The 20,887-nt window shown below is 72.3% G+C and carries 22 protein-coding genes; 12 read left to right on the forward strand and 10 right to left on the reverse strand.

Annotation, left to right across the window (positions count from 1 at the left end):
* The first annotated feature begins 4 nt into the window (after positions 1-4).
* Both HQQ85_RS10375 and HQQ85_RS10380 read left to right on the forward strand, forming a co-directional pair.
* Positions 5-262 (forward strand): DUF6458 family protein, encoded by a 258-nt coding sequence (locus HQQ85_RS10375; RefSeq protein ID WP_173182415.1) that lies wholly within the window; start codon positions 5-7, stop codon positions 260-262.
* Positions 263-345: 83 nt separating this feature from the next.
* Positions 346-510, forward strand: a complete 165-nt coding sequence (locus tag HQQ85_RS10380) for a hypothetical protein (protein WP_173182416.1) — start codon at positions 346-348, stop codon at positions 508-510.
* A gap of 128 nt (positions 511-638) precedes the next feature.
* Here HQQ85_RS10380 and HQQ85_RS10385 read toward each other — a convergent pair whose 3' ends face one another.
* From HQQ85_RS10385 to HQQ85_RS10395, 3 genes are read right to left on the reverse strand one after another with little or no spacing between them, the layout of a single operon-like run.
* On the reverse strand, positions 639-1,613 hold the full coding sequence (locus tag HQQ85_RS10385; protein ID WP_173182417.1) for an aldo/keto reductase: 975 nt from the start codon (positions 1,611-1,613) through the stop codon (positions 639-641).
* Positions 1,610-1,975, reverse strand: coding sequence for a hypothetical protein (locus tag HQQ85_RS10390; protein WP_173182418.1), 366 nt, complete (start codon positions 1,973-1,975; stop codon positions 1,610-1,612). The genes HQQ85_RS10385 and HQQ85_RS10390 overlap by 4 nt, the downstream gene beginning before the upstream one ends.
* 48 nt (positions 1,976-2,023) lie before the next feature.
* Entirely contained in the window at positions 2,024-2,494 is a 471-nt protein-coding gene (locus HQQ85_RS10395; RefSeq protein ID WP_173182419.1) for a MarR family winged helix-turn-helix transcriptional regulator, read from the reverse strand.
* Between the two features lie 228 nt (positions 2,495-2,722).
* Between HQQ85_RS10395 and HQQ85_RS10400 the strand changes: the two genes are divergently transcribed.
* Positions 2,723-3,049, forward strand: coding sequence for a hypothetical protein (locus tag HQQ85_RS10400; RefSeq protein ID WP_173182420.1), 327 nt, complete (start codon positions 2,723-2,725; stop codon positions 3,047-3,049).
* Between the two features lie 49 nt (positions 3,050-3,098).
* Here HQQ85_RS10400 and HQQ85_RS10405 read toward each other — a convergent pair whose 3' ends face one another.
* The gene (locus HQQ85_RS10405) at positions 3,099-4,391 is read right to left on the reverse strand and encodes an MFS transporter (RefSeq protein ID WP_173182421.1); all 1,293 of its coding nucleotides are present in this window, start codon (positions 4,389-4,391) and stop codon (positions 3,099-3,101) included.
* A gap of 82 nt (positions 4,392-4,473) precedes the next feature.
* Between HQQ85_RS10405 and HQQ85_RS10410 the strand changes: the two genes are divergently transcribed.
* Entirely contained in the window at positions 4,474-5,343 is an 870-nt protein-coding gene (locus HQQ85_RS10410) for a LysR family transcriptional regulator (RefSeq protein ID WP_173182422.1), read from the forward strand.
* A gap of 81 nt (positions 5,344-5,424) precedes the next feature.
* Here the strand turns inward: HQQ85_RS10410 and HQQ85_RS10415 are convergent, their stop codons facing one another.
* Positions 5,425-5,697 carry a hypothetical protein gene (locus HQQ85_RS10415; protein ID WP_173182423.1) on the reverse strand — a complete coding sequence of 91 codons (273 nt, stop codon included), beginning with the start codon at positions 5,695-5,697 and terminating at the stop codon, positions 5,425-5,427.
* A 108-nt stretch (positions 5,698-5,805) separates the two neighbouring features.
* On the opposite strand from HQQ85_RS10415, the gene HQQ85_RS10420 reads away from it, so the two are divergent.
* Complete coding sequence (locus HQQ85_RS10420; protein WP_173182424.1) at positions 5,806-6,735, forward strand: aldo/keto reductase family oxidoreductase; 930 nt, start codon at positions 5,806-5,808, stop codon at positions 6,733-6,735.
* Here HQQ85_RS10420 and HQQ85_RS10425 read toward each other — a convergent pair.
* A complete protein-coding gene (locus HQQ85_RS10425; protein WP_173182425.1) occupies positions 6,707-6,904 on the reverse strand; it encodes a hypothetical protein in 198 nt (65 codons plus the stop codon). The genes HQQ85_RS10420 and HQQ85_RS10425 overlap by 29 nt on opposite strands.
* 122 nt (positions 6,905-7,026) lie before the next feature.
* Here HQQ85_RS10425 and HQQ85_RS10430 point away from each other — a divergent pair, with 122 nt between their 5' ends.
* Positions 7,027-7,551, forward strand: coding sequence for a hypothetical protein (locus HQQ85_RS10430; protein ID WP_173182426.1), 525 nt, complete (start codon positions 7,027-7,029; stop codon positions 7,549-7,551).
* 38 nt (positions 7,552-7,589) lie between these two features.
* Here HQQ85_RS10430 and HQQ85_RS10435 read toward each other — a convergent pair whose 3' ends face one another.
* Entirely contained in the window at positions 7,590-8,510 is a 921-nt protein-coding gene (locus HQQ85_RS10435; protein ID WP_173182427.1) for a hypothetical protein, read from the reverse strand.
* A 112-nt stretch (positions 8,511-8,622) separates the two neighbouring features.
* Here HQQ85_RS10435 and HQQ85_RS10440 point away from each other — a divergent pair, with 112 nt between their 5' ends.
* Positions 8,623-9,639, forward strand: a complete 1,017-nt coding sequence (locus HQQ85_RS10440; RefSeq protein ID WP_173182428.1) for a PHP domain-containing protein — start codon at positions 8,623-8,625, stop codon at positions 9,637-9,639.
* 50 nt (positions 9,640-9,689) lie between these two features.
* On the opposite strand, the gene HQQ85_RS10445 is transcribed toward HQQ85_RS10440, so the two are convergent.
* Positions 9,690-10,769: an SDR family oxidoreductase gene (locus tag HQQ85_RS10445; RefSeq protein ID WP_173182429.1), complete on the reverse strand. Its 1,080-nt coding sequence runs from the start codon at positions 10,767-10,769 to the stop codon at positions 9,690-9,692.
* A gap of 220 nt (positions 10,770-10,989) precedes the next feature.
* Between HQQ85_RS10445 and HQQ85_RS10450 the strand changes: the two genes are divergently transcribed.
* From HQQ85_RS10450 to HQQ85_RS10465, 4 genes are all read left to right on the forward strand, one after another.
* Positions 10,990-12,003 (forward strand): ABC transporter permease, encoded by a 1,014-nt coding sequence (locus HQQ85_RS10450; protein WP_173182430.1) that lies wholly within the window; start codon positions 10,990-10,992, stop codon positions 12,001-12,003.
* 73 nt (positions 12,004-12,076) lie between these two features.
* On the forward strand, positions 12,077-13,186 hold the full coding sequence (locus tag HQQ85_RS10455) for a substrate-binding domain-containing protein (protein ID WP_173182431.1): 1,110 nt from the start codon (positions 12,077-12,079) through the stop codon (positions 13,184-13,186).
* Between the two features lie 38 nt (positions 13,187-13,224).
* Positions 13,225-15,732 carry an ATP-binding cassette domain-containing protein gene (locus tag HQQ85_RS10460; protein ID WP_173182432.1) on the forward strand — a complete coding sequence of 836 codons (2,508 nt, stop codon included), beginning with the start codon at positions 13,225-13,227 and terminating at the stop codon, positions 15,730-15,732.
* Positions 15,732-16,790, forward strand: coding sequence for a zinc-binding dehydrogenase (locus HQQ85_RS10465; protein ID WP_173182433.1), 1,059 nt, complete (start codon positions 15,732-15,734; stop codon positions 16,788-16,790). The genes HQQ85_RS10460 and HQQ85_RS10465 overlap by 1 nt, the downstream gene beginning before the upstream one ends.
* Before the next feature lie 18 nt (positions 16,791-16,808).
* On the opposite strand, the gene HQQ85_RS10470 is transcribed toward HQQ85_RS10465, so the two are convergent.
* Together HQQ85_RS10470 and HQQ85_RS10475 are read right to left on the reverse strand one after the other, a co-directional pair.
* A complete protein-coding gene (locus HQQ85_RS10470; RefSeq protein ID WP_371741845.1) occupies positions 16,809-17,612 on the reverse strand; it encodes a helix-turn-helix domain-containing protein in 804 nt (267 codons plus the stop codon).
* A complete protein-coding gene (locus HQQ85_RS10475; protein ID WP_173182434.1) occupies positions 17,609-19,114 on the reverse strand; it encodes an APC family permease in 1,506 nt (501 codons plus the stop codon). The genes HQQ85_RS10470 and HQQ85_RS10475 overlap by 4 nt, the downstream gene beginning before the upstream one ends.
* A gap of 240 nt (positions 19,115-19,354) precedes the next feature.
* Here HQQ85_RS10475 and HQQ85_RS10480 point away from each other — a divergent pair, with 240 nt between their 5' ends.
* Positions 19,355-20,869 (forward strand): APC family permease, encoded by a 1,515-nt coding sequence (locus tag HQQ85_RS10480; protein ID WP_371741846.1) that lies wholly within the window; start codon positions 19,355-19,357, stop codon positions 20,867-20,869.
* Positions 20,870-20,887 lie beyond the last annotated feature (18 nt).

The raw sequence follows: 20,887 nt of genomic DNA on the forward strand, positions 1-20,887 counted from the left end.
CTTCATGGGTATCGGTACCGGTATCGCGCTGTTCGTCATCGGGGCCATCCTGGCCTTCGCGGTCAACGTCGACCTGGGCGGGTTCATCAACCTGGCCCTGATCGGCTACATCCTGATGGGGGCCGGCGTCGTCGTGTTCCTGATCAGCCTCGTGCTCATGCTGCGCCGGCGTTCGTCGGTGTCCACCACCCGTTCGGCCGTCGACCCGGCCAGCGGTGAGCAGGTCACCCGCCGCACGACGGACAGCGACCCGCTCGTCTGACGTCGGCACCACCCCCGTACGCCCACGAGGCGTCGAAAACGAGGCCGTGATCCTGCGGCCCTCACCCCTACAAAGGAGAACTCGTGAACATCCTCGTCATCATCATCGCCGTCATCGCCGTCATCCTGCTCCTCACCGGCGGGTTCGTCTCGTCGCTGAACTTCCTGCTGTACGTCGGCGCGATCCTGCTGGTGCTCGCCATCATCGTGTTCCTGGTGCGGTTCCTCACCGGCAACCGTCGCGTCTGATCCGACCGACGCGTCTGATCCGACCGACGCGCTCGTGGCGTCCGTCGCACCCGCCCACGGGTGCACCACCTCGAAGGCCGGCTCCGCCCCACGGAGCCGGCCTTCGGCGTTCCCGGGGGAGGGGCCGGTCAGGCCCAGGCGCGTGCCGACCGGGCGGCCCAGTACCCGTCGGCCGGCTCGGCCAGCGTCGCAAGCCGCTCCTCGCCGAGGCCGGGCACCCGCGCCAGGGTGTTCGCCCGCAGCTGCGCCCGGGTGACCGCGCCGCTCAGCACGATGTCGGCCCACGGATGCGCGACCGCCGCCCCGACCGCCAGGCCCTCCAGCGGCTGGCCGTCGGCCTCCGCGAGGGCGAGCGCCTCGGCTGAGCCCTCCTGCGCGGTCAGTCGGCCGTTCGCCAGCACCTCCTTCACGACGACGAGCCAGCGGGCGTCGTTCGCGGCCTCGAGGGCCGGAGCGGCCGAGGGCTCGAGCAGGTTCCAGGTGGCCTGCACGGCCGAGAACGGGGAGTCCTCGAGTGCCAGGGCGCGCTCGATCAGCTCGCCCTGGGCGGGGCCGCTCGTGGAGAAGCCGATCCGAACGCCCTCGGCCGCGATCCCGCGGAGCCCGTCGAGCAGGGCCGGGTCGGTCAGAGCCGGGCTGTCGGGCGTGACCGAGTGCACGAGGTACACGTCGGGGGCGGTGCCGAGGGCGTCGAGCGTCTCGGGCCACTGGCGGTCGAGCATCCGCCGGCTGTGCTCCTTGCGCTCGTGCACCGGGGCGTCGACCCGCCAGTCGCCCACGTACTCGTAGCCCCACTTCGAGCCGATCGTGAGCTCGTCCCGGCGGCCCGGATGCGCGGCGAGCCACGAGCCGAGGAACTCCTCCGCCCGGCCGTACGAGCGCGCGGCGTCGAGGTAGCGGATGCCGAGGAACCAGGCCGCGTCGAGCAGCGAGTGCGCGCGCTCGCGCAGGGCCTCGACGGAGCGGTCGCCGGCGGGGCCGAGGTCGGCAGCCCGCCCGGCGGTGATGTACGCGGGGCGGCCGAGCGCGGCGAGCCCGAGGCCGAGACGGGACGAGAGGCCGCCGGCCTCCCCGGGCTCGGGGGCGGCGGCGGAGTCGGTCACGCGCCCTCGAGCGCCTGGATGTGCTCGAGCGAGCGGCGCTCGAGGTAGGAGCAGAGCTCGGCAGCGGCGGCGAGCTCCTGGGAGAGGGCGACGACGTCCTCCGTGCTGAGTGCCAGATCGCGGTCGCGGGCGGCGAAGGTGACCTCCCAGCGGGGGTCGCCCAGCGCCACCGGCTGCATGTAGACGTCGGTGGTCGCGTTCCTCAGGGCGATGACGACGAGCCCGGTGTCGGAGCCGTCACTGCCGTCCTGCACGGCGACCTCGGTGTACTCGACGATGCTCTGAGCTCCCGACCCCGGTCCCGACTCGGACTCGTACTCGGCGAGCCACGACTCGAGCACCTCTTTGCTGCGGAACGGCACCTCGGACTCCTCCTGATCGAGTGACCAGCCCAGCCTAGCGATCCCCGCTCACTCCGCGGCGGAGAACGAGCGGCCGGCGGCGGAGCTCAGCTCGTCGAGCACCCGCACCACCAGCTCGGCCGCCGTGGGGTCGAGTCGGGCGGCGACGGCCTGCTCCGGCTCGCGGGCCCGGTCGTGGCGGTCGATGAACTCGATCCCCGAGTCGGTGATGCTCAGCGAGAGCCCGCGCCGGTCGACGCTGCTCGTCGTGCGGTCGACGTGGCCGAGGCGCACCAGCTTGTCGACGAGGGCGGTGATCGAGGCGCTGCGCAGCTGCAGCCGGGAGGCCAGCTCCTTCGGGGTGAGCGAGCGGCCCTGCTCGCCCTCCGCACGCAGCTCGACCAGGGCGTTCCAGGCGCTGTCGGACAGCTCGGTCTCGGCGCGGATCAGCCGACGCAGTGCGGTGCGGGACGCCAGGTACTCCTGCAGGGCGTCGAGCACGTCGCCCGAACCGAGCCTCTCGGCATGATCGTTCAGCATCTCGGCGATACGATCCCTTCTCCAGCAGCCCCGGCCCGCGAACCCACCCTGTGCACCCTACGCTGTCGACGGCGATCGGGCACGGCGCGTCGCGCGCGTCGCTGCGGCGGGCCGAGGCGTCGTCGCGGGTGCGGCGGCCGGCGCCGAAGTGCGGCACAATGGCGGCGATGCGGTCGCCGGCCCACCCGAGAGCGGGTGCTCGCCGGGCCGCGAGAAACGGATGCTCCGATGACGAACCCCGCCGCCTTCGACGACGTGACCCGGGCCCTCCTGGCCGACCCCGACGACGACGTGACCCTCGAGGGCACGAGCCTCCTGGTGAAGGGATCGGTCTTCGCCGCCCTCGACGGCGAGCTGCTCGTCGTGGCCCTGCCCGCTCACCGCGCCGACGACCTCCTGGGCCGTGACGTCGCGGTGCCCGCCGAGGCGCTCTCGGCCGCCCCGGCCGGTGTCGCCGGCCGCTGGGTCGGCATCGCCGACTCCCAGAACTGGGTCGAGCTGGCCACCGAGGCGCACCAGTTCGTCGGCGAGCCCGCCGTCGGCGGCGACTCCTAGGAGCCTCGAGCGTCGGCTGCCTCGACGGCAGCCGACGCGTGCCGCTCCCTCAGCGGGTGGTGCGGATCATCCGCGGCCCCGCCCAGAGGATGAGCGCCAGCACGAGGGCCACGAAGCCGAGCAGCACGGGCACGAGCGGCAGCACGAGCAGGGCGGCTCCGACGGCGAGCGGCGGAACGGTCATCCCGGCGAACGCCAGCAGGAAGATGCCCGAGGTGATCTCGCTGCGGTTGCCGCCGCTCGCGAGCGCCCCCGCGGTGGCGAGGGCCCCGCGGAAGACGAGGCCGACGCCGGCTCCGGCGACCACGCCGCCGCCGACGAACAGCACGGTCGCGGCCACCGCCGCCGAGTCGCCCGCCAGGCCGGCCACGAGCGCCGCGCCGGCGAGGGCGACGAGCCCCACCGCCATCGCGGCGACGCCGAGCACCAGCTGGCGCCGGGTCGACAGCCGCGAGAAGACGATCTGCGCCAGGGCCGCGGCCCCGAACACCGAGAACGACACGACACCGGCGACGAAGTGGTCGCCCTGGTGCAGCAGCTGGGCGAGGAAGGTCGGGGCGACCGAGCCGAACAGCCCGGTGATGGCGAACGCCGCGAAGCCGCCGAGTCCGGCCGCCCAGTAGGCGGCGCGGCTCTCGGCCGGTACGCGCACCCGCTGCGGCCGGTAGGGCGCGCGATCGGTCGGCGGCGTCACGGTCTCGGGCACGAAGGCGTAGGCGAAGCCGACCGCGACGAGGGCCGCGGCGAACACCAGGTAGGGCGTCACGAGCGGCGCCGCGATCCACTCGGCGAACACGCCGCCGATCAGCGGGCCGAGGGCGAGCCCGCCCATGTTCGCCACACCCGCGATGGTGGCGGCGAAGCCGATGCCGGCGCCGGGCCGGGCGATGCGCCGCAGGTCGGCGAGGTGGGCCGTGGCGGTGGCCGTGAGCACGCCGATGCCGAGGCCGGCTACGAAACGGGCCACGACGAGGCCGACGGCATCCGGCCACAGCACGAACAGCACCGCCGCCACGAGCTCGATCGCCGCAGCCGTGAGGATGACGCGGCGACGGCCGAGCCGGTCGCTGAGGTGACCCGCGAGGTAGAGGGCGAGCATCACGCCGGTGGAGTAGGCGGCGAAGATCAGCGTGATGACCACGGTCGGGAAGCCGTCGCGCTGCTGGTAGAGCGCGTACAGCGGCGTCGGCACCGTGTTGAACGCCATCATCACGAGGAACGCGACGGCGGTGACCCAGAACCCCGCGCCGTGCGGGAGGCGCAGCCCGGGTCGGGGGGAGTCGGCGGCGGTCGGGACGACGGGCTGGGAGGCGGTGCGAGGCTCGGAGAGCAGTGCGGTCATGATTCGAGGATGCTCGCCGGCCGTCATCGTGTCCAACGAATTATCCCGCACAATCTCATCGATCAGCTCTATGATCGGTGCCATGGAGACCCGCCTGCTGGAGTACTTCGTCACCGTGGCCGACGAGCTCAGCGTCACCCGCGCAGCCGAACGGCTCTTCGTGGCGCAGTCGACCGTCTCGGCGGGCCTCCGCAGTCTGGAGGGCGAGCTCGGCGTGGCGCTGTTCGAGCGCACCACGAAGTCGGTGCGGCTGCTCGCGGCGGGCGAGGTGCTGCTGCCGCTCGCGCGGGCCCTGGTCGATGACGCCGAGGAGCTGCGCCGGGCCGCCACCGAGTCGGGGAGCGGCCTGCGCGGGCGGGTGCGCATCGGTACCTTCACCGGCATGCAGCTGCTCGACCTGCCCGGGGTGCTCGGGCGCTTCCGGCGCGAGCATCCGCTCGTCGACATCCAGCTCGTCTCCTCGCCCGTCGGGTCGACCGGGCTGGCCGACGATCTCGGGCACGGGCGTCTCGACCTCGCCTTCCTCGCGGTGCCGGCCCCGCCCACGCTCGATGCCTGGCCGATCGCGACCTTCGACTTCGTGGCGCTCGTTCCCGAGGGGCACCGGCTCGCGAGCCGCGCCGCGGTGTCGCTGGCCGACCTCGCCGGTGAGGAGTGGGTCGACGTGCTGCCGGGCTACGGCAACCGCCTGCAGCTCGATCGGGCGCTCGCCGACCGGGGCCTCGTGCGGCACCTCGCGGCCGAGCTGCCCGACCTGCCGAGCGTGGCGCCCTGGGTGGCCGCCGGCTTCGGGGTGGCTGTGGTGCCCGACGTGATCGAGGCGAGCGGATGCACGCGCCTGCCGCTCACCGACCCGCCCCCGCCCTGGGTGGTGTCGCTGGCGGTGCGCCGCGGGGCGGCCCGTCGTCCGCTGCTGGCGGCACTGGCCGAGGCCCTGCGCGCCCCGGACTGAACGAGGATGCTCACCCCCCACTGAACGAAAGCGCTCCGTGCCCCCGAGCGAACGGGGACACGGAGCGCAGGAGCCGCAGGCTCAGTAGGTGGTGCTGCCCATCATCGACATCGACGCGACGACCGTCACGATCGAGAAGATGATGGCGATCACGAAGAGCACGGCGCCGACGATGACACCCGCGAGCGCGGGGGTGTTCTTGTAGCCGGCCTTCTTCGACTGGCTCAGCGCGATCGCCGAGATGATCAGCCCGATCAGGTTGAAGAAGATGGCGACGATCAGGCCGACGATGCCGAGGGTCTTGCCCGGGTAGTCGGTTCCGGCCGGAGCGGGCTGCGGTGCGGATGTGGTCATGGTGTAATTCCCTCCAGAAAACAACGGTTCCTCAAGAATGTACTGGGTCTGCCGGTGGAACGGGAATGCCGGTGGCCGAATCCCCCCGGATGCGGGAGGCTCGGACCCATGAAGACCCAGCGCATCGCCCGTACCGACCTGTCCGTTTCCGCCGTCGTTCTCGGACTGATGCGGATCGCCGATCTCGACGACGAGGAGATCCGCACCCTCGTCGGCGCCGCTCGCGACGCCGGCGTCACGATGTTCGACCACGCCGACATCTACGGCGGCGAGCGGCACGGCAGCGAGCGCCGCTTCGGCGACGCCGTGTCGTTCACGCCCGCCGAGCGGGAGCAGGTGGTCATCCAGTCCAAGGTCGGCATCCGCGACGGATTCTTCGACTTCTCGGCCGAGCACATCCTCCGCACGGTCGACGAGTCGCTCGCCGCCCTGCGGCTCGAGCACCTCGACCTGCTGCTGCTGCACCGCCCCGACGCGCTGGTCGAGCCCGAGGAGGTCGCCTCCGCGTTCGACGCCCTCGAGAGCGCGGGCAAGGTGCGGTACTTCGGAGTCTCGAACCACACGCCCGGCCAGATCGACCTGCTCGCCCGCACCGTGCGCCAGCCCCTCGTCGTCAACCAGGTGCAGCTGAGCATCACGCACGCGCCGATCATCGCCCAGGGCGTCGCGGCGAACATGGTGCGCCTCGACCAGTCGGTCGACCGGGGCCTCGGGATGCTCGACCACGCGCGCCTGCACGACATCACGCTGCAGGCGTGGTCGCCCTTCCAGAAGGGCTTCTTCGACGGCGTGTTCCTCGGCGACCGCGAGCACTTCGCCGAGCTGAACGACGTGCTGGACGAGCTCGCCGCCTCCTACGGCGTCACGCCGATGGCGATCGCCACCGCCTGGATCACCCGGCACCCCGCCGGCATCCAGGTCGTGCTCGGCACCACGAACCCCGGGCGCGTGACCGATGCGGCCGCGGGCGCCGACGTCGTGCTCACCCGGCCGGAGTGGTACCGGCTGTTCACGGCCGCGGGCCACGTCCTCCCCTGAGACGGGCCGCGAGCCAGGCCTTCAGCCGCGCGGTGTGGCGGTCGGTGAACTCGTTCGAGAGCGCCAGCGTCTCGGCCCCCAGGTCGCCGCCGTGCACGATCGTCTCGAGGGCCTGCAGGGCGCGCCGCTCCTGCTCGTCGGCCAGCCGCCTCCGCTCCTCGTCGTCCATGCAGCACACCCTACGTCCGTGCCGGACGGATTCCGACAACCAGTCGGGCCGCCGGGCCCCTCCTCGCCCTATACCTGGAGGAGGCCTGAATACCAGGAGCTCGATCGTGCGAAGGAGGCACCGTGACCGAAGCCCCGCTCCGTCGCCGTGACGAGCTCGACGGCCTGCTCCGCGCGCTCGACGGCATCCCGGTGATCGTCCACGACCGGTACCTCACCGTCGTCGGCGCCACCCGGCTGGCCCGTGCCGTCTCGCCGTTCTTCCGCGAGGGCGTCAACCTGGCCCGCGCGGCCTTCCTCGACGACTCCGTGGTCGACAGCCAGGCGTCCTGGCCCCGGTTCGCCGAGCACATCGCCGCGACCCTGCGCCGGGAACTCGACCGGCACGACGCCGATCCGGAGTTCCGGCGGATCGTCGGCGAGCTCTCGGCGCAGAGCCGTGCCTTCGCGCGCGCCTTCGCCGACGACTCCGGCCGGCAGCGCCTCACCGGCTCATGGGAGTTCGGGGCGGGCGCGCCCGAGCCCTTCACCCTCGCCTTCCACCGGCTCGAGTTCCCGGATGCCGGCGACACCGTGCTGGTCTGGCGAGCCGACGGGCCGGCGGCCGAGCGGGTCCTGGCCGCGCTCGCGGAGACGACGACACCGTAGTCCGACCGACTGCCGCGGGCTCCAGCCCGGCGGCGCCGCTACCGGGTCTGCGGGTTCTGCCCCCACACGGTCGTGCCGTCCGGCAGCCAGCTCGCCTCCACGTCGACGAAGCTCTGCGGCAGCTGGTCGCCCTGCGAGGGCCGGCCGGTGACGGCGATCGAGCCGCGGATCAGCAGGCCCGTCGACGGGAAGCGGTCGGGCGGCACGCAGTTCGCGGTGTAGGTGCCGTTGTCCTGCACCAGCACGATGCAGACGTCGTCGTCGATGTCGCGGGCGACGTAGAGCGGGGTGTCCGCCATCGAGAGCGTCCGCAGGGTCTCCTCGCGCAGCTGCACCGCGTAGAGCACGGGCGGCTGGTCGGCCGGCTGCGAGGGCCGGTCGAAGATCGCGAGGGCGCCGGAGGCGTCAGCGAACGGCGGTCCGCCGCCCGCCCCGAGCCCGGCGAGCGACCCGCCCGTTGCCTGCGCCAGGGTGAATCCGACGGCGCCGCCCACCAGGGCGAGCACGAAGCCGATGGCGGCGACCCCGGCGAGACGCCGCCGCACACGCTGCGGGCGCCGAGCGGGAAGGGCCTCCTCGTCGGTCGGAGCGCCGTCGGCGTCCGCTTCGGCACCGGCGATCGCGATCGGGGTTCCCACAGCGGTCGCCAGGGTGACGGCCCGATCGATGGCTTCCCGCTCCTTCGCGAGGGCCGCGTCCAGCTGCGCCAGCTCGGCGGCGGCCCGGTCGGCGCGGGGCACGGCGTCGGCGCTGCCTTTGGCGGCCGGCGCGAAGGCGGTGCGCTGCAGCTCGGCGCGGCGGGCCGCGGGCGACTCCACCCCGGCGGGCGTCGGCGATCCCGGATGCTCGCGCCACCAGAGCGCGTCGAGCACGTCGTTCGCGCCGCCGTACGCCCGCGCCACCCGCTCGCGGAACTCCCCGTCGCGCTTCGCCCGCAGGTACTCGCTCGGAGCCGCCATGCTCCACCTCCTCGTCGAAGGGTATGCCCCCTGCATCATTCGTCGCCGCCCCCTTGCGCCGATTGCCCGGGGTGCCTCGTGGCCCCGCGGGCGCGGGGCTAGGGTCGGGGGCATGGACCCCGTCGACGCCCTGACCGAGACCGCGTTCCTGCTCGAGCGGGAGCTCGCGCCCGGCTTCAAGGTCAAAGCGTTCCGCCGGGCGGCGGCGGTGGCGGGGGAGCTGCCCGCCGAGGAGCTCGCGGCACGGGCATCCGATGGCCGTCTCGCCCGCACGAAGGGCATCGGCGACCGTTCGCTCGAGATCGTGCTGCAGGCGCTTGAGGGCCGCGTGCCCGACTACCTCGCGGCCCTGCGCGCCCGCACCGGCGAGAAGCTCGGGCCCGGGGCGAAGGCGCTGCGCGAGCAGCTGCGCGGCGACCTGCACGCGCACAGCGACTGGTCGGACGGCACGACCGACATCCCCTCGATGGCCGCCGCCGCCCGCGCGCTCGGGCACGAGTACCTGGCGCTCACCGACCACTCGCCGAGCCTGAAGATCGCGCACGGGCTCACCCCGGAGCGACTGGAGGCGGAGCTCGAGGTCGTCGCCGCGGTCAACGCCGAGGGCGACGAGGGCTTCCGGCTGCTCGCCGGCATCGAGGTCGACATCCTCGCCGACGGCGCGCTCGACCAGGAGTCGGCGCTGCTCGACCGGCTCGACGTGGTGGTCGCGAGCGTGCACTCGAAGCTGCGCGACGAGAAGGGGCCGATGACGGCACGGATGCTCGCCGCGATCCGCTCCGGCCGCGCCGACGTGCTCGGCCACTGCACCGGCCGCCTCGTGCAGGGCTCCCGGGGCACGCGCCCGCAGTCGGAGTTCGACGCGGACGCCGTGTTCGCGGCCTGCGCCGACGCCGGGGTCGCGGTCGAGATCAACTCCCGGCCCGAGCGGCAGGACCCGCCCGACGAGCTGATCGCGCTCGCCCTCGAGGCGGGCTGCCTGTTCAGCATCGACTCCGACGCGCACGCGCCCGGCCACCTCGGCTTCATCGACCTCGGTGCCGAGCGCGCGGCGGCGGCGGGCATCCCACCCGAGCGCATCGTGACGACCTGGCCCCTCGAGCAGCTGCTCGCCTGGACCGCCCGCTGACCGCAGCCGCCGCTGACGGCGCAACCGCCCGCTGACGGCTCAGCCTCCCGCTAGGGGAGGATGCGGGACGCCCGGTAGCGCTCGACCTTGTCGAAGAAGCTGCCCGGGGTGGTGCGGAAGCCGAGGAATCCCGCCTCGCGGCTCTTGTTCATGCTGGTGAAGCACTCGAGGTTGCGGCCGAGGTCGCCGTCGGTGTGCCACCAGCTCGCCAGCCGCGACACGTCGGCCTCCGCGAGGCCGTGCTCGGCGGCGATCGAACGCCAGACCTCGTCGGCGTGGTCCATCCGGCCCTCGAGGGGTGCGGGCTCGGTGTCGAAGCCCTCCCAGCTCACGCCGAAGTGCTCGGCGATCCGCGGCCAGAGCGTGCGCCAGCGGAACACGTCGCCGTTGGCGATGTTGAAGGCCTGGTCGCGGCCCGCGGGATCGGTCGCCGCCCAGACGAGCTGCTCGGCCAGCAGGTCGGAGTCGGTCACGTCGGTGACCCCGTTCCACTGAGTCTCGGAGCCCGGGAAGCGGAACGGCTCGCCCGTGCGCGCGCAGATGGTCGCGTAGACCGAGAGGGTGAGCGCCATGTTCATCGCGTTGCCGACGGCGTAGCCGAACACGGTGTGGGCGCGGTGCACGCTCCAGCCGTAGCCGTGCCGGGCGGCGCCGGCGAACAGCTCGTCCTCCTGCGCGTAGTAGAAGTTGGGGCTGTCCAGGCGCTCCGACTCCTCCTCGAAGGGGGTGTCGGCCATCACGCCGGTCGCGTAGTTGTCGAACGGCCCGAGGTAGTGCTTCAGCCCGGTGAGCAGGGCCACGTGCTTGACGGTGCCGCCTCCCGTGGTCGCGTCGATGACGTTCCGCACGATGGCCGAGTTCACCTCGATGTTCTGCGCCTCGCTCGGCTGTCGCATCCAGGCCGTGATGAAGACGAGCTCGGGATGCACCTCCGACAGCGCCCCGGCCAGTCCCTCGGCGTCGAGGAGGTCGGCGGCGATCGGCTGCACTCCCGGCACGGGTGCGGTCGCCGACCGCGAGACCCCGAAGGTCTCGAAGCCCTGCTCGAGGAGCAGCCGGCAGAGGGCCTGCCCCGCGATCCCGGTCGATCCGATCACCAGCGCGCGGCGCCCGGCTCCAGCAGTTGACATGGTCGTCCCTTTCGTCGGCGTGTTCAGAGCCAATGTACACTTCTGCTTCACGCAGGCCCCAGTGGATGCGGCCGATAATCGGGAAGATCGCCGAGAACAGGCCGAATTGACCGGATAGTTATCAAAAGCAGTTGTGAACGCTTGGTCGCAAGTGTAAAGCTATACTCAACGACGAGCCCGATGAGGGGTTCATCAGAAGCCCACCCACCAGGGAGACAGTATGAGCGCAACGGAGCGACGGCAACCCGCACTGACGAGTTCGCGCTGGTCGATCTCGCGGGGTCTCGTGACCGTGGGCATCGCGGTGATCGCGCTGTTCGTCGTGAGTGCGCTGTTCGCCCCGTCGAGCGTCTCGCAGGGGGCCTTGCTCGGCATGCTCCCCTTCGCCGCGGTGCTCTCCTGCGTCGGCCTCGGCCAGATGCTCGTGGTGCAGCAGGGCGGCATCGACCTCTCCATCCCCGGTGCCGTGTCGCTGTCGATCGTCGTGGTCAGCCGCATCCCGAACGGCGACGACTCGCTGCTCGTGCCGGCCGTGCTGCTCGCCGTCGGCCTCGCCGTTCTGGCGGGCCTCCTGAACGGTCTGCTGATCGGGCGTCTCGGACTGAACGCGATCATCGCCACCCTCGGCACCAACGCGCTGCTGTTCGCCGTGGTGCTCGGCATCTCGGGCGGCAGCCCGACCACGACCACCCGGCTGCTCCGCGACGTCGCCGGCGGGCTGAGCTTCGGCATCCCGAACTCGGTGTTCTTCGCGCTCGCCGCGTTCCTCCTCGTCACCGTGCTGGTGAAGAAGACGGTGGCCGGCCGGCGCTTCGAGGCCGTCGGCGCCAACCCCGTCGCCGCACGGGCCACCGGCCTGCGCGTGCGCACCCATCAGGCTGCGGCCTACGTCTGGGCGCAGCTGCTGTACTGCCTCGCGGGCATCCTGCTCGCCGGCATCACCGCGCAGCCCACCGCGTTCCAGGGGAACGCGTACCTGATCCCCGCCGTGGCCGTGGTGGTCCTCGGCGGTACGAGCCTCCTCGGCGGTCGCGGCTTCCCGCTCGCGACCGTCGTGGCGGCTCTCTTCCTCAGCCAGCTCGACCAGTTCGTGCTGGCGGCGGGCGTGCCCTTCGCGGTGCGCTCGATCATCCAGGCCGCGGCGCTCGCCGTCGGCGTGGCGCTGTACACCATCGACTGGGCGGGCCTGCGCGCCCGGCTCGGCTCCCGGCAGCGCGTCGGCGCAGCCGCCTGATCACCCCCGAACACACCCCAACCCGAGAATCACCCGCGGCAGAGGCGCCGCGCACAGTGAGAGGAACCATCCCATGGCCATCCGCAAACGAATCGCACTGACCGCGGCGAGCATCGGCGTGCTCGCCCTCGCGCTCACCGCGTGCAGCTCGGGCGCCCCGTCGTCCAACGACACCGTCACCACCGGGGCCCCGGTCGCCGGCGCCCCCGACTGGTGCGGCCCGAACGAGATCACCCTCGGCCTACTCGACGGCTTCGGCGGCAACAGCTGGCGCAAGGTCACCACCGCGGCCGGCGCCGACGAGGTCGCCAAGTGCCCGAGCGTCACCGGCTACGAGTACGCCGACGGCCAGGGCGACACCCAGAAGTCCATCGCCGACATCCAGGGCATGGTCGCCAAGGGCGTCAACGCGCTGGTCGTCTTCCCGGATGCGGGCGAGGCCATGCTGCCCGCCCTCCGCAGCGCCTACCAGGCCGGCGTCGTCACGGTGCCCTACCGCGTGAACCCGGGCGGCGAGGACGGCGTGGACTACGACGCCTGGATCGGCGCCGACTTCACCACCGACGGCGAGAACTGGGGGAAGTGGATCAAGACCAACTTCCCCGACGGCGCCAAGATCCTCTTCCTGTCGGGCCCCAAGGGCAACAGCCAGGGCGAGGACGAGCTCGACGGCATGAACTCGGTGCTCGGCGACGGCGGGGAGTACGAGTTCATCGGCGAGACCCCGTTCGAGCCCACCAACTGGGACCCGGCGGTCACCCAGCAGGTGCTCACCAGCGCCATCGCCAAGAACCCGGAGATCGACGTGATCGTCTCCGACTTCGGCCCCTCGCTCGTCGGCGCGCTGCCCGAGTTCACCAAGAGCGGCCGCTCCATCCCCGCCCTGGTCGCCTCGGACGGCAACGTGCTCGGCTGCTTCTGGACGGACAACCAGGAGGCGAACCCCGACTTCAAGATGATGACGGTCGCCACCGGCAACGACAACGTGCGCCTCGCCGTGCAGTACGCGGTGGCCAAGGCGACCGGCGGCGTGCTCCCCGACACCACCACCTTCGACGCCCCGGTGTTCGAGGACTCGGTCTCGGGCACCCCGAACCCCGTCGAGTGCGAGGCCGACCTGCCCGGTGACATCTTCCTCTCCGCCGAGATGTCGCCCCAGGATCAGGCCGACCTCCTGAAGTAAGAACCGCTTCACGCACCAAACGATCGCAAGGGCATCCCGTGGACACACAACTGCACGACGTCGACACCACCGTCGCCGTCCTCTCGCTGACCGGCATCTCGAAGTCGTACTCCGGCGTCGCGGCGCTGACCGACGTCTCGCTCGAGGTGCTGCCGGGCGAGGTGCATGCGCTCCTCGGGGAGAACGGAGCCGGCAAGTCGACGTTGATGAACGTCGCCTCCGGCACCGTCCAGCCCGACGGCGGGCGCATCCGGGTCAACGGCGAGGAGATCGACGGGCTCAGCCCGGCGCTCGCCGCGAAGCTCGGCATCGCGATCGTGCACCAGCACCCCGCGGTGCTGCCCGACATGACCATCCTCGAGAACCTGCGGGTGGCGTTGCCGCCCTCGGTGTTCGAGGGCAAGGGGCCGATCGAGGAGTACGCGACCCGGCTGATCCGCGAGTCGGGCCTGACCGCCCACCTCGGCGACCGGGTCGAGACGCTCAGCGTGGCGCAGAAGCACCTGCTCGAGATCACCAAGGCGCTGGCCCTCGAGCCCCGCGTGCTGGTGCTCGACGAGCCGACCGCGCCGCTCGGCCAGGACTCGGTCGACCTGCTCTTCGCCCGGGTGCGCGAGACCGTGGCCCGCGGCACCGCGGTGGTCTACATCACGCACCGGATGGCCGAGGTGCGCCAGCTCGCCGACCGGGTCACGGTGCTCCGCGACGGACGGCTGCGCGGCATCGCCCGCGTGGACGAGGTCACCGACGACGAGCTGCTGACGATGATCGTCGGCCGGCAGATGGAGTCGACCTTCCCGCCGAAGTACACGGCGACCGAGAGCGACGACGTCAATCTCGTGCTCAGCCACCTGACGGGCGACGGCTTCGTCGACGTCTCGGCTGCGGTGCGGCGCGGTGAGATCCTGGGCATCGCGGGCGTCGTCGGCAACGGTCAGAGCGAGCTGCTCCGTGCCCTGGCCGGCCTCGACGGCTTCACCGGAACGGTCGCGGTCGGCGGGCGCGGGCTGACCGCCTCGCAGCTGCTCGGCAAGACCGCCTACATGCCCTCCGACCGGCACAGCGAAGGTCTGATGATGACCCTGACCGTGCGCGAGAACGCCGCCATCTCGGCGCTCCAGCGTTTCAAGCGCTGGGCGCTGGTCAGTCGCCGGGCCGAGGTCGAGACCGTCGGCGAGACTCTCGACTCCCTGGCGGTGAAGGCCTCGTCGATGGATGCGGTGGTCTCCTCGCTCTCGGGCGGCAACCAGCAGAAGGTCGTCATGGCTCGGGCGCTGCTCTCCGAGCCGTCCATCGTGATCGCCGACGAGCCCACCCAGGGCGTCGACGTCGGAGCGCGGCTGGAGATCTACCGCATCCTCCGCGAGGTGTCGGCCTCGGGCATCCCGGTCGTGGTCGCCTCCTCCGACGCGAAGGAGCTCGAGGGCCTCTGCGACCAGGTGATCGTGATGTCGCGCGGCAACGCGGTCGGCACCCTCACGGGCGATGACATCACCGAGACGCGCATCGTGCAGACGGCCGTCACCTCCACCGCGCACACCGCCAACACGCAGCTCGCCACCGAGAAGGTCGCGCGCTCCACGCCGTTCCGCCGCTTCATCCAGGGCGACTACGCCCCCTCGGCCCTGCTCGTGGCCGTGATCGCGGTGCTCGGGGCCTTCATCTTCAGCCAGAACGTGCGCTACCTCTCCGACTTCAACATCTTCTCGGTGCTGATGCTCGTCAGCGCCCTCGGCTTCATCGCGCTCGGGCAGACGATCTCGCTGCTGATCGGCGGGATCGACCTGTCGGTCGGGCCGCTGGCCGGCTTCCTGGTGGTGGTCGGGTCGTTCTTCGTCAACGACGGTCAGCCCTTCGGGGTGATGGGCCTCGGCATCCTGCTGATGTTCGTGCTGGCGGTGGCGACCGGCCTCGTGAACGGCTCGCTCATCCGCTTCGGCAAGTTCACCGCGATCGCGGCGACCCTCACGCTCTACATCGCGTTGCAGGGGCTCAGCTTCCTGCTGCGCGACTCGCCCGGCGGCTACATCGCCGGCTCCTTCACCGCGCTGATCACCACCCGGGTCGGGCCGATCCCCTTGATCTTCATCGTGCTCGTCGTGTTCACGGTGCTGCTCGAGCTCGCGCTGCGGAAGCGCCGCTGGGGCTGGCGCCTGCGGGCCACCGGCTCGAACGAGGAGGCCGCGCGCCGGATCGGCGTGGACATCGACCGGACGGTCGTCTTCGCGTACGTCGCCACCTCGGTGCTCGCCTTCCTCGGCGCGATCGTGCTGATGACGCAGATCGGCGTCGGCGACCCGGCGCAGGGTGTCTCGTACACGCTCTCCAGCATCACCGCGGTGGTGCTCGGCGGCACCTCGCTGCTGGGAGGCCGCGGCACCTTCGTCGGCAGCCTGTTCGGCTCGATCCTCCTGATCCAGGTGCTCAACGCGACCACCTTCCTCGGGCTGTCGCAGATGTGGCAGTACATCTTCCAGGGCGTGCTGATCCTGATCGCGGCTGTGTTCTACTCGGTCGCCCGCCGTCGCCGCACGGTGCTCGTCTGATGCGCGCCGCGGTCTACCACGGCGACCACGACATCCGGGTCTCGGCGACCGTGCCCGCCCCGTCGCGCCGGGCCGGCGAGGTGCTCCTGCGGGTCGTGCGCTCGGGCCTCTGCGGCACCGACGCCACCGAATGGGCCGTCGGGCCCAAGGTCTTCCCCGTGGCGGTCGCGCACCGGGTGACGGGCCACACCGGCCCGATGATCCCGGGCCACGAGTTCGTCGGCGAGGTCGTCGAAGCGGATGCGGACAGCGGCTTCCAGCCCGGCGACCGCGTCGCCAGCGGGGCCGGGGTCTGGTGCGGCAGCTGCGCGCGCTGCCTCGAGGGCCGCACGAACATGTGCGAGCGCTACTGGACCCTTGGGCTCAGCACCGACGGCGGCATGGCCCAGTACGTCTCCGTGCCCTCGCGCACGCTGGCGCGCATCCCCTCGGGTCTGTCGTTCGACCACGCCGCGCTCGCCCAGCCGCTCGCCGTCGGCATCCACGCCGCGCGCCGCTCGGGCGCCCGCGACGACGACCGGGTCGTCATCATCGGCGGCGGCGCGATCGCGTCGTTCGTGCTGGCCGGGCTGCGGCACCTGATCTCCGCGACCGTGGTGGTCGTCGAGTTCCCCGGGCCCAAGCAGGAGCGCGCACTGCGCTTCGGCGCCTCGGCCGTGCTCGCCCCGGCGGCGGTGCCCGAGCTCCTCGACGCCGTCGCCGACGCCTTCGGCGGAGCCCGTCCCGACGTCGTGATCGAGGCCAGCGGGGCGCCCGGCCAGCTCGCCACCGCGGTCGCCTTGGTGCGCGACGGCGGGCGGGTGCTCGCCGTCGGCCTGCCCAAGGCGAAGCCGGAGCTCGACGTGCACTCGCTCGTCTTCCGCGAGGTGACGATCGACTCGAGCCTCGCCCACGTCTGCGACGCCGACCTCGGGCCGGCCCTCGACATCCTCGCCGAGGGCGTCGTGGGCCCCGAGCTGCTGGCGGGCGTCGTGCCGCTCGAAGCCCTGCCGGAGCAGCTGGAGCTGCTCGTGGCCGGGCGCCTCGACGGCAAGGTGCTGATCGACCCCTGGGCCTGAGGCCGGCCGGGAAGCGGCTCAGGCCAGCAGCGGCGCCAGTTCGCGGGTGCCCGCGGTGAGCTGCTCGAGCACCGCACCCGGCTGCTCGATCCGTACGCGCGGGGCCGAGAGCACCAGCCCGGCGACGAGCTCCCCGCGTGGCCCGCGGATGGGCAGCGCCAGGCAGCCGAAGCCCGGGGTGAAGGCGTCGAGCTGCCGCGAGTGCCGGGCCGCCGCCACGTCCCGGCAGATGCCGTCGAGCAGCTCGGGGGCGCGCTGCGCCCGGGCCGAGAGGGCAGCGGGTGGCGTGGCTCCGGTGGCCAGGCGCTCGGCGATCAACAGGCGGCCCATCGCCGAGACGTCGTACTCCGCGAGCAGCCGGCGTTCGTCGGCCAGGGGGAAGTCGGGGTCGGGGTCGAGCGCGTGCATCCGCTCGTCGACGTAGCCAACGAGGTGCACGCCGCCCCGGATGCCCGCCCGCAGCCCGTCGACGACGCGCACCGCGGCGCGCGGCAGCACCGGCGCCCCCGCGGCCCCCGCCGACGCCGAGGCGGGCACCGCGGCCGGCGCCACCCGGTGCGCGAGCTCGACGACTTTGCGCCCGAGCGTGAAGCCGCGGAGGTCGGGCATGCGCACGAGGTACTCGTCCTGCACCAGCAGGTTGATCAGGCGGTAGGTCGTGGCGCGGGGCAGGCCGAGGTTGTCGGAGACCTGCTGTGCCGTCACACCGGGGCCGCAGCGCGCCGCCTCCTCCAGCACGGCCAGGGCGCTGTGCACGGCCTTGGGCTGCCGGGCGCGCAGGTCGGCCGGCGGGGGGAGGGGATGGCGCGACGGCTCGGTCACCCCGGCCCGCCTCCCGGAGCGTCGCCGGCCCCGCCGCCCAGCACGTCGGAGGCCACCGGCACGTCGTAGACGCCGACCGTGTCGAGCAGCCACGGGTGCCGCCGGCGCCGCAGCATCGAGAGCACCGAGCCGGCGCCGAGCAGCAGCACGAACACGGCGGCGCCGATCCAGCGCTCGCCGGCGAACTCCACCGAGAGGTAGACCACGAGGCCCACCCCGAGCAGCGCGGCCGCCGTGATCGACCGCACGGCCACGGCGGCGGTCAGCTCGCCGATGCGCCGGAGGAACACCGGGGCGGCCACGCAGACCAGCCCGTAGGCCGTGATGTACCCGGCGGCGGCCACCACGATCAGCGTCTCCATCGTCTCCCACAGCCCGGAGCCGAGCGCGATGGCGGCGATCGGCACCCCGGCCACCACGGGCACGGCGATCGCCGCGGCCACCCACGGGGTCCTGAACCGCGGATGCGCCGACCCCACCAGCGGCGGCACCACACCCTCCCGGCCCATCGCGAAGAGCACCCGCGCGAGCGCCGTCGTCGAGGCGATGCCGCAGGCGAGGAACGAGGTGGCGATGCTGAGGTCGAGCAGCAGCCCCATCCACTCGACCCCGTAGGCCGTGGCGAGGTCGTTCACGGGCGACCCGCTGCCGACGAGGTCGAGGCCGAGGGCCGAGAAGCCGACGATCTGGCTGTAACTGGCGACGAGGAAGAGGGTGCCCGAGGCGATCACCGTCCAGACGATCGCCCGCGGCACGGCGGCGAAAGGCCGCTTCGCCTCGACGCCGAGCGTGGCCGAGCTCTCGAAGCCCACGAACGCGGTCAGCGCCAGCACCGAGCCCACGGCGAAGGTCGCGGGCGTCGAGCCGCCGACGTCGAAGGCGCTCCAGTCGATGCCCGGCCCGGTCGCGACCAGCAGCGTCACCACCAGCACGAGGATGATGCCGACCGACACCGTCTCGATCAGCAGCGTCAGCCGGGTCGAGAGCCGGATGCCCCGCACGATCACCACGAGCACGACCAGTGCCATCAGGCCGATGCAGACGATCGCGAACAGCGGCGAGGTGGCCCCCGGCCAGACCCGCCCCACGAGGATCGACAGGTAGTAGCCCGCCCCCGCGAGCGAGAACATCGCGATGAAGCCGTAGCCGATCAGGGTCGCGGTGCCGGCGACGAAGCCGGCGCCCGTGCCGAGCCCGCGGGTGACGTAGGTGTAGAGGGAGCCGGTCGCGGCGATCCGCCGGGTGAACTGGTTCACGGTCGTGGCCACCGCGAGGGCGATCAGCATCGCCACCGCGAGCGACCACAGCGTCGCGCCGCCGGCCACCACGGCGACGAGCAGCGGGATGGTCGTGGCCGCCGCCGAGGGCGCCACCGCCGACACCGACTGGGCCAGCACGTCCACGAATCCCACGCTGCGGCGCTCGAGGCCGTCGACGGGCGAGCGCGTGCCGATGCCCGGAACGGGGGCCGGATGCGCGATGGCACGTTCGAGGGCGGTCACGCGGCTCAGGCTACGAGCCGCGCGTTGCGGGCGTGCGACGGCCGTGTTTCGGGTTCGTGATCGCTGAATGAGACGGATGCGCGGCCGTCTCATTTCGCGTGCCCCGAAGCTTCACGCGGCGGTGACAGGCCCGCAACGCCGGGCGAGCACAGTGGACGGCGAGCCACCTGCCCACTCGTCGCCTCCATCCGCACCCCCCACCTGTCGCCTCCATCCGTCTGCCACCGAAGAGGAGCACCCGTGTCCGTCACGAAAGATCCCGCCGTCACCGGCACCCCGCACGCTCGAACCCTGAAGGGCTCGCTCGGCGTCACCGCCATCGTGTTCATGGTGGTGGCCGCCGCCGCCCCGCTGACCGTCGTCGGCGGCGCCGCGCCGCTCGGCATCCTGCTCGGCAACGGGGTCGGCTTCCCGAGCCTCTACGCCGTGTCCGCGGTCATCCTGCTGCTGTTCGCCGTGGGCCTCGCCGCCATGACCCGGCACGTGCCGAAGCCCGGCGCCTTCTTCACCTTCGTGGGGTACGGCCTCGGCCGGCCGGCCGGGCTCGCCAGCGCCTTCCTCGCGCTGCTCACCTACACCGCCATCCAGGTCAGCGTGCACGGGTACATCGGGTACATCCTGCAGGTCACCGTCACGGGGCTCGGCGGGCCGGACATCCCCTGGTACCTCTATTCGCTGGCCGTGATCGCGATCGTCGGCTTCCTCGGCTACCGGCACATCGACCTGTCCAGCCGGGTGCTCGGCATCCTGCTCGTCGGCGAGGTCGGCATCGTGCTGGTTCTCGTGATCGCGATCGTCTTCTCGGGCGGCGAACAGGGCCTCTCGGCCGCGCCCTTCCTGCCCGAGAACGTCTTCTCGGGGGCGCCCGGCGTCGGGCTGATGTTCGCCATCGCCGCCTTCATCGGCTTCGAGGCGACCGCGATCTTCCGGGACGAGGCCAAGGACCCCACCCGCACCATCCCGCGCGCCACCTACACGGCCGTGATCGGCATCGGCGTCTTCTACACCCTCGCCTCGTGGGGGCTCGTGATGGCCTGGGGCCCCGACAACGTCCTCGGCGTGGCCGCCGAGGACCCGGGCGCCATGATCATCGTCACCACCGCCAAGTACCTCGGCGTGGTGGGCGAGGTCATCATCAACGTGCTGCTGATCACGAGCATGTTCGCCTGCGTGCTCTCGTTCCACAACGTGATCACCCGCTACCAGCACTCGATGTCGAACGCCTCGGTGCTGCCGAACGTGCTCGGCCGGGTGCACCCGAAGCACCTCTCGCCGCACACCTCCTCGGTCGTGCAGAGCGCCACCGCGGCCGTGCTGATCGTCGTCTTCGCGCTGCTCGGGCTCGACCCGGTGCTGCAGGTGTTCACCTGGTTCGCCGGCGTCGCCACCCTCGCCATCGCGATCCTGATGGCCATCACATCGCTGGCCGTGATCGTCTACTTCGCCCGCACCCGGCAGGACCGGCGGCTCTGGAACACGGTCGTCGCCCCCGCCCTCGGGTTCCTCGGGCTGATCGGCTCGGCGGTGATCATCATCGCGTACTTCCCGATCATGGTCGGCGACGTCGACGCCGACGGGGTGCCCGTCTTCGGCGGGGTGAGCATCGCGCTGCTGGCCCTCGTGGTGATCTTCCCGCTGATCGGGCTCGTGCAGGCCGCCGTGCTGCGGAGCCGCCGGCCGGCGGTGTACGCGACCATCACCGACGCGATCAGCGACTCGAGCGCCTCGACGGTGCCCGGGGCCCCGGGCGCCTGACGCGCATCCGCTCTTCAC

Origin of the sequence: Herbiconiux sp. VKM Ac-2851 (assembly GCF_013205105.1) — a bacterium.
Lineage (GTDB): Bacteria > Actinomycetota > Actinomycetes > Actinomycetales > Microbacteriaceae > Herbiconiux > Herbiconiux flava.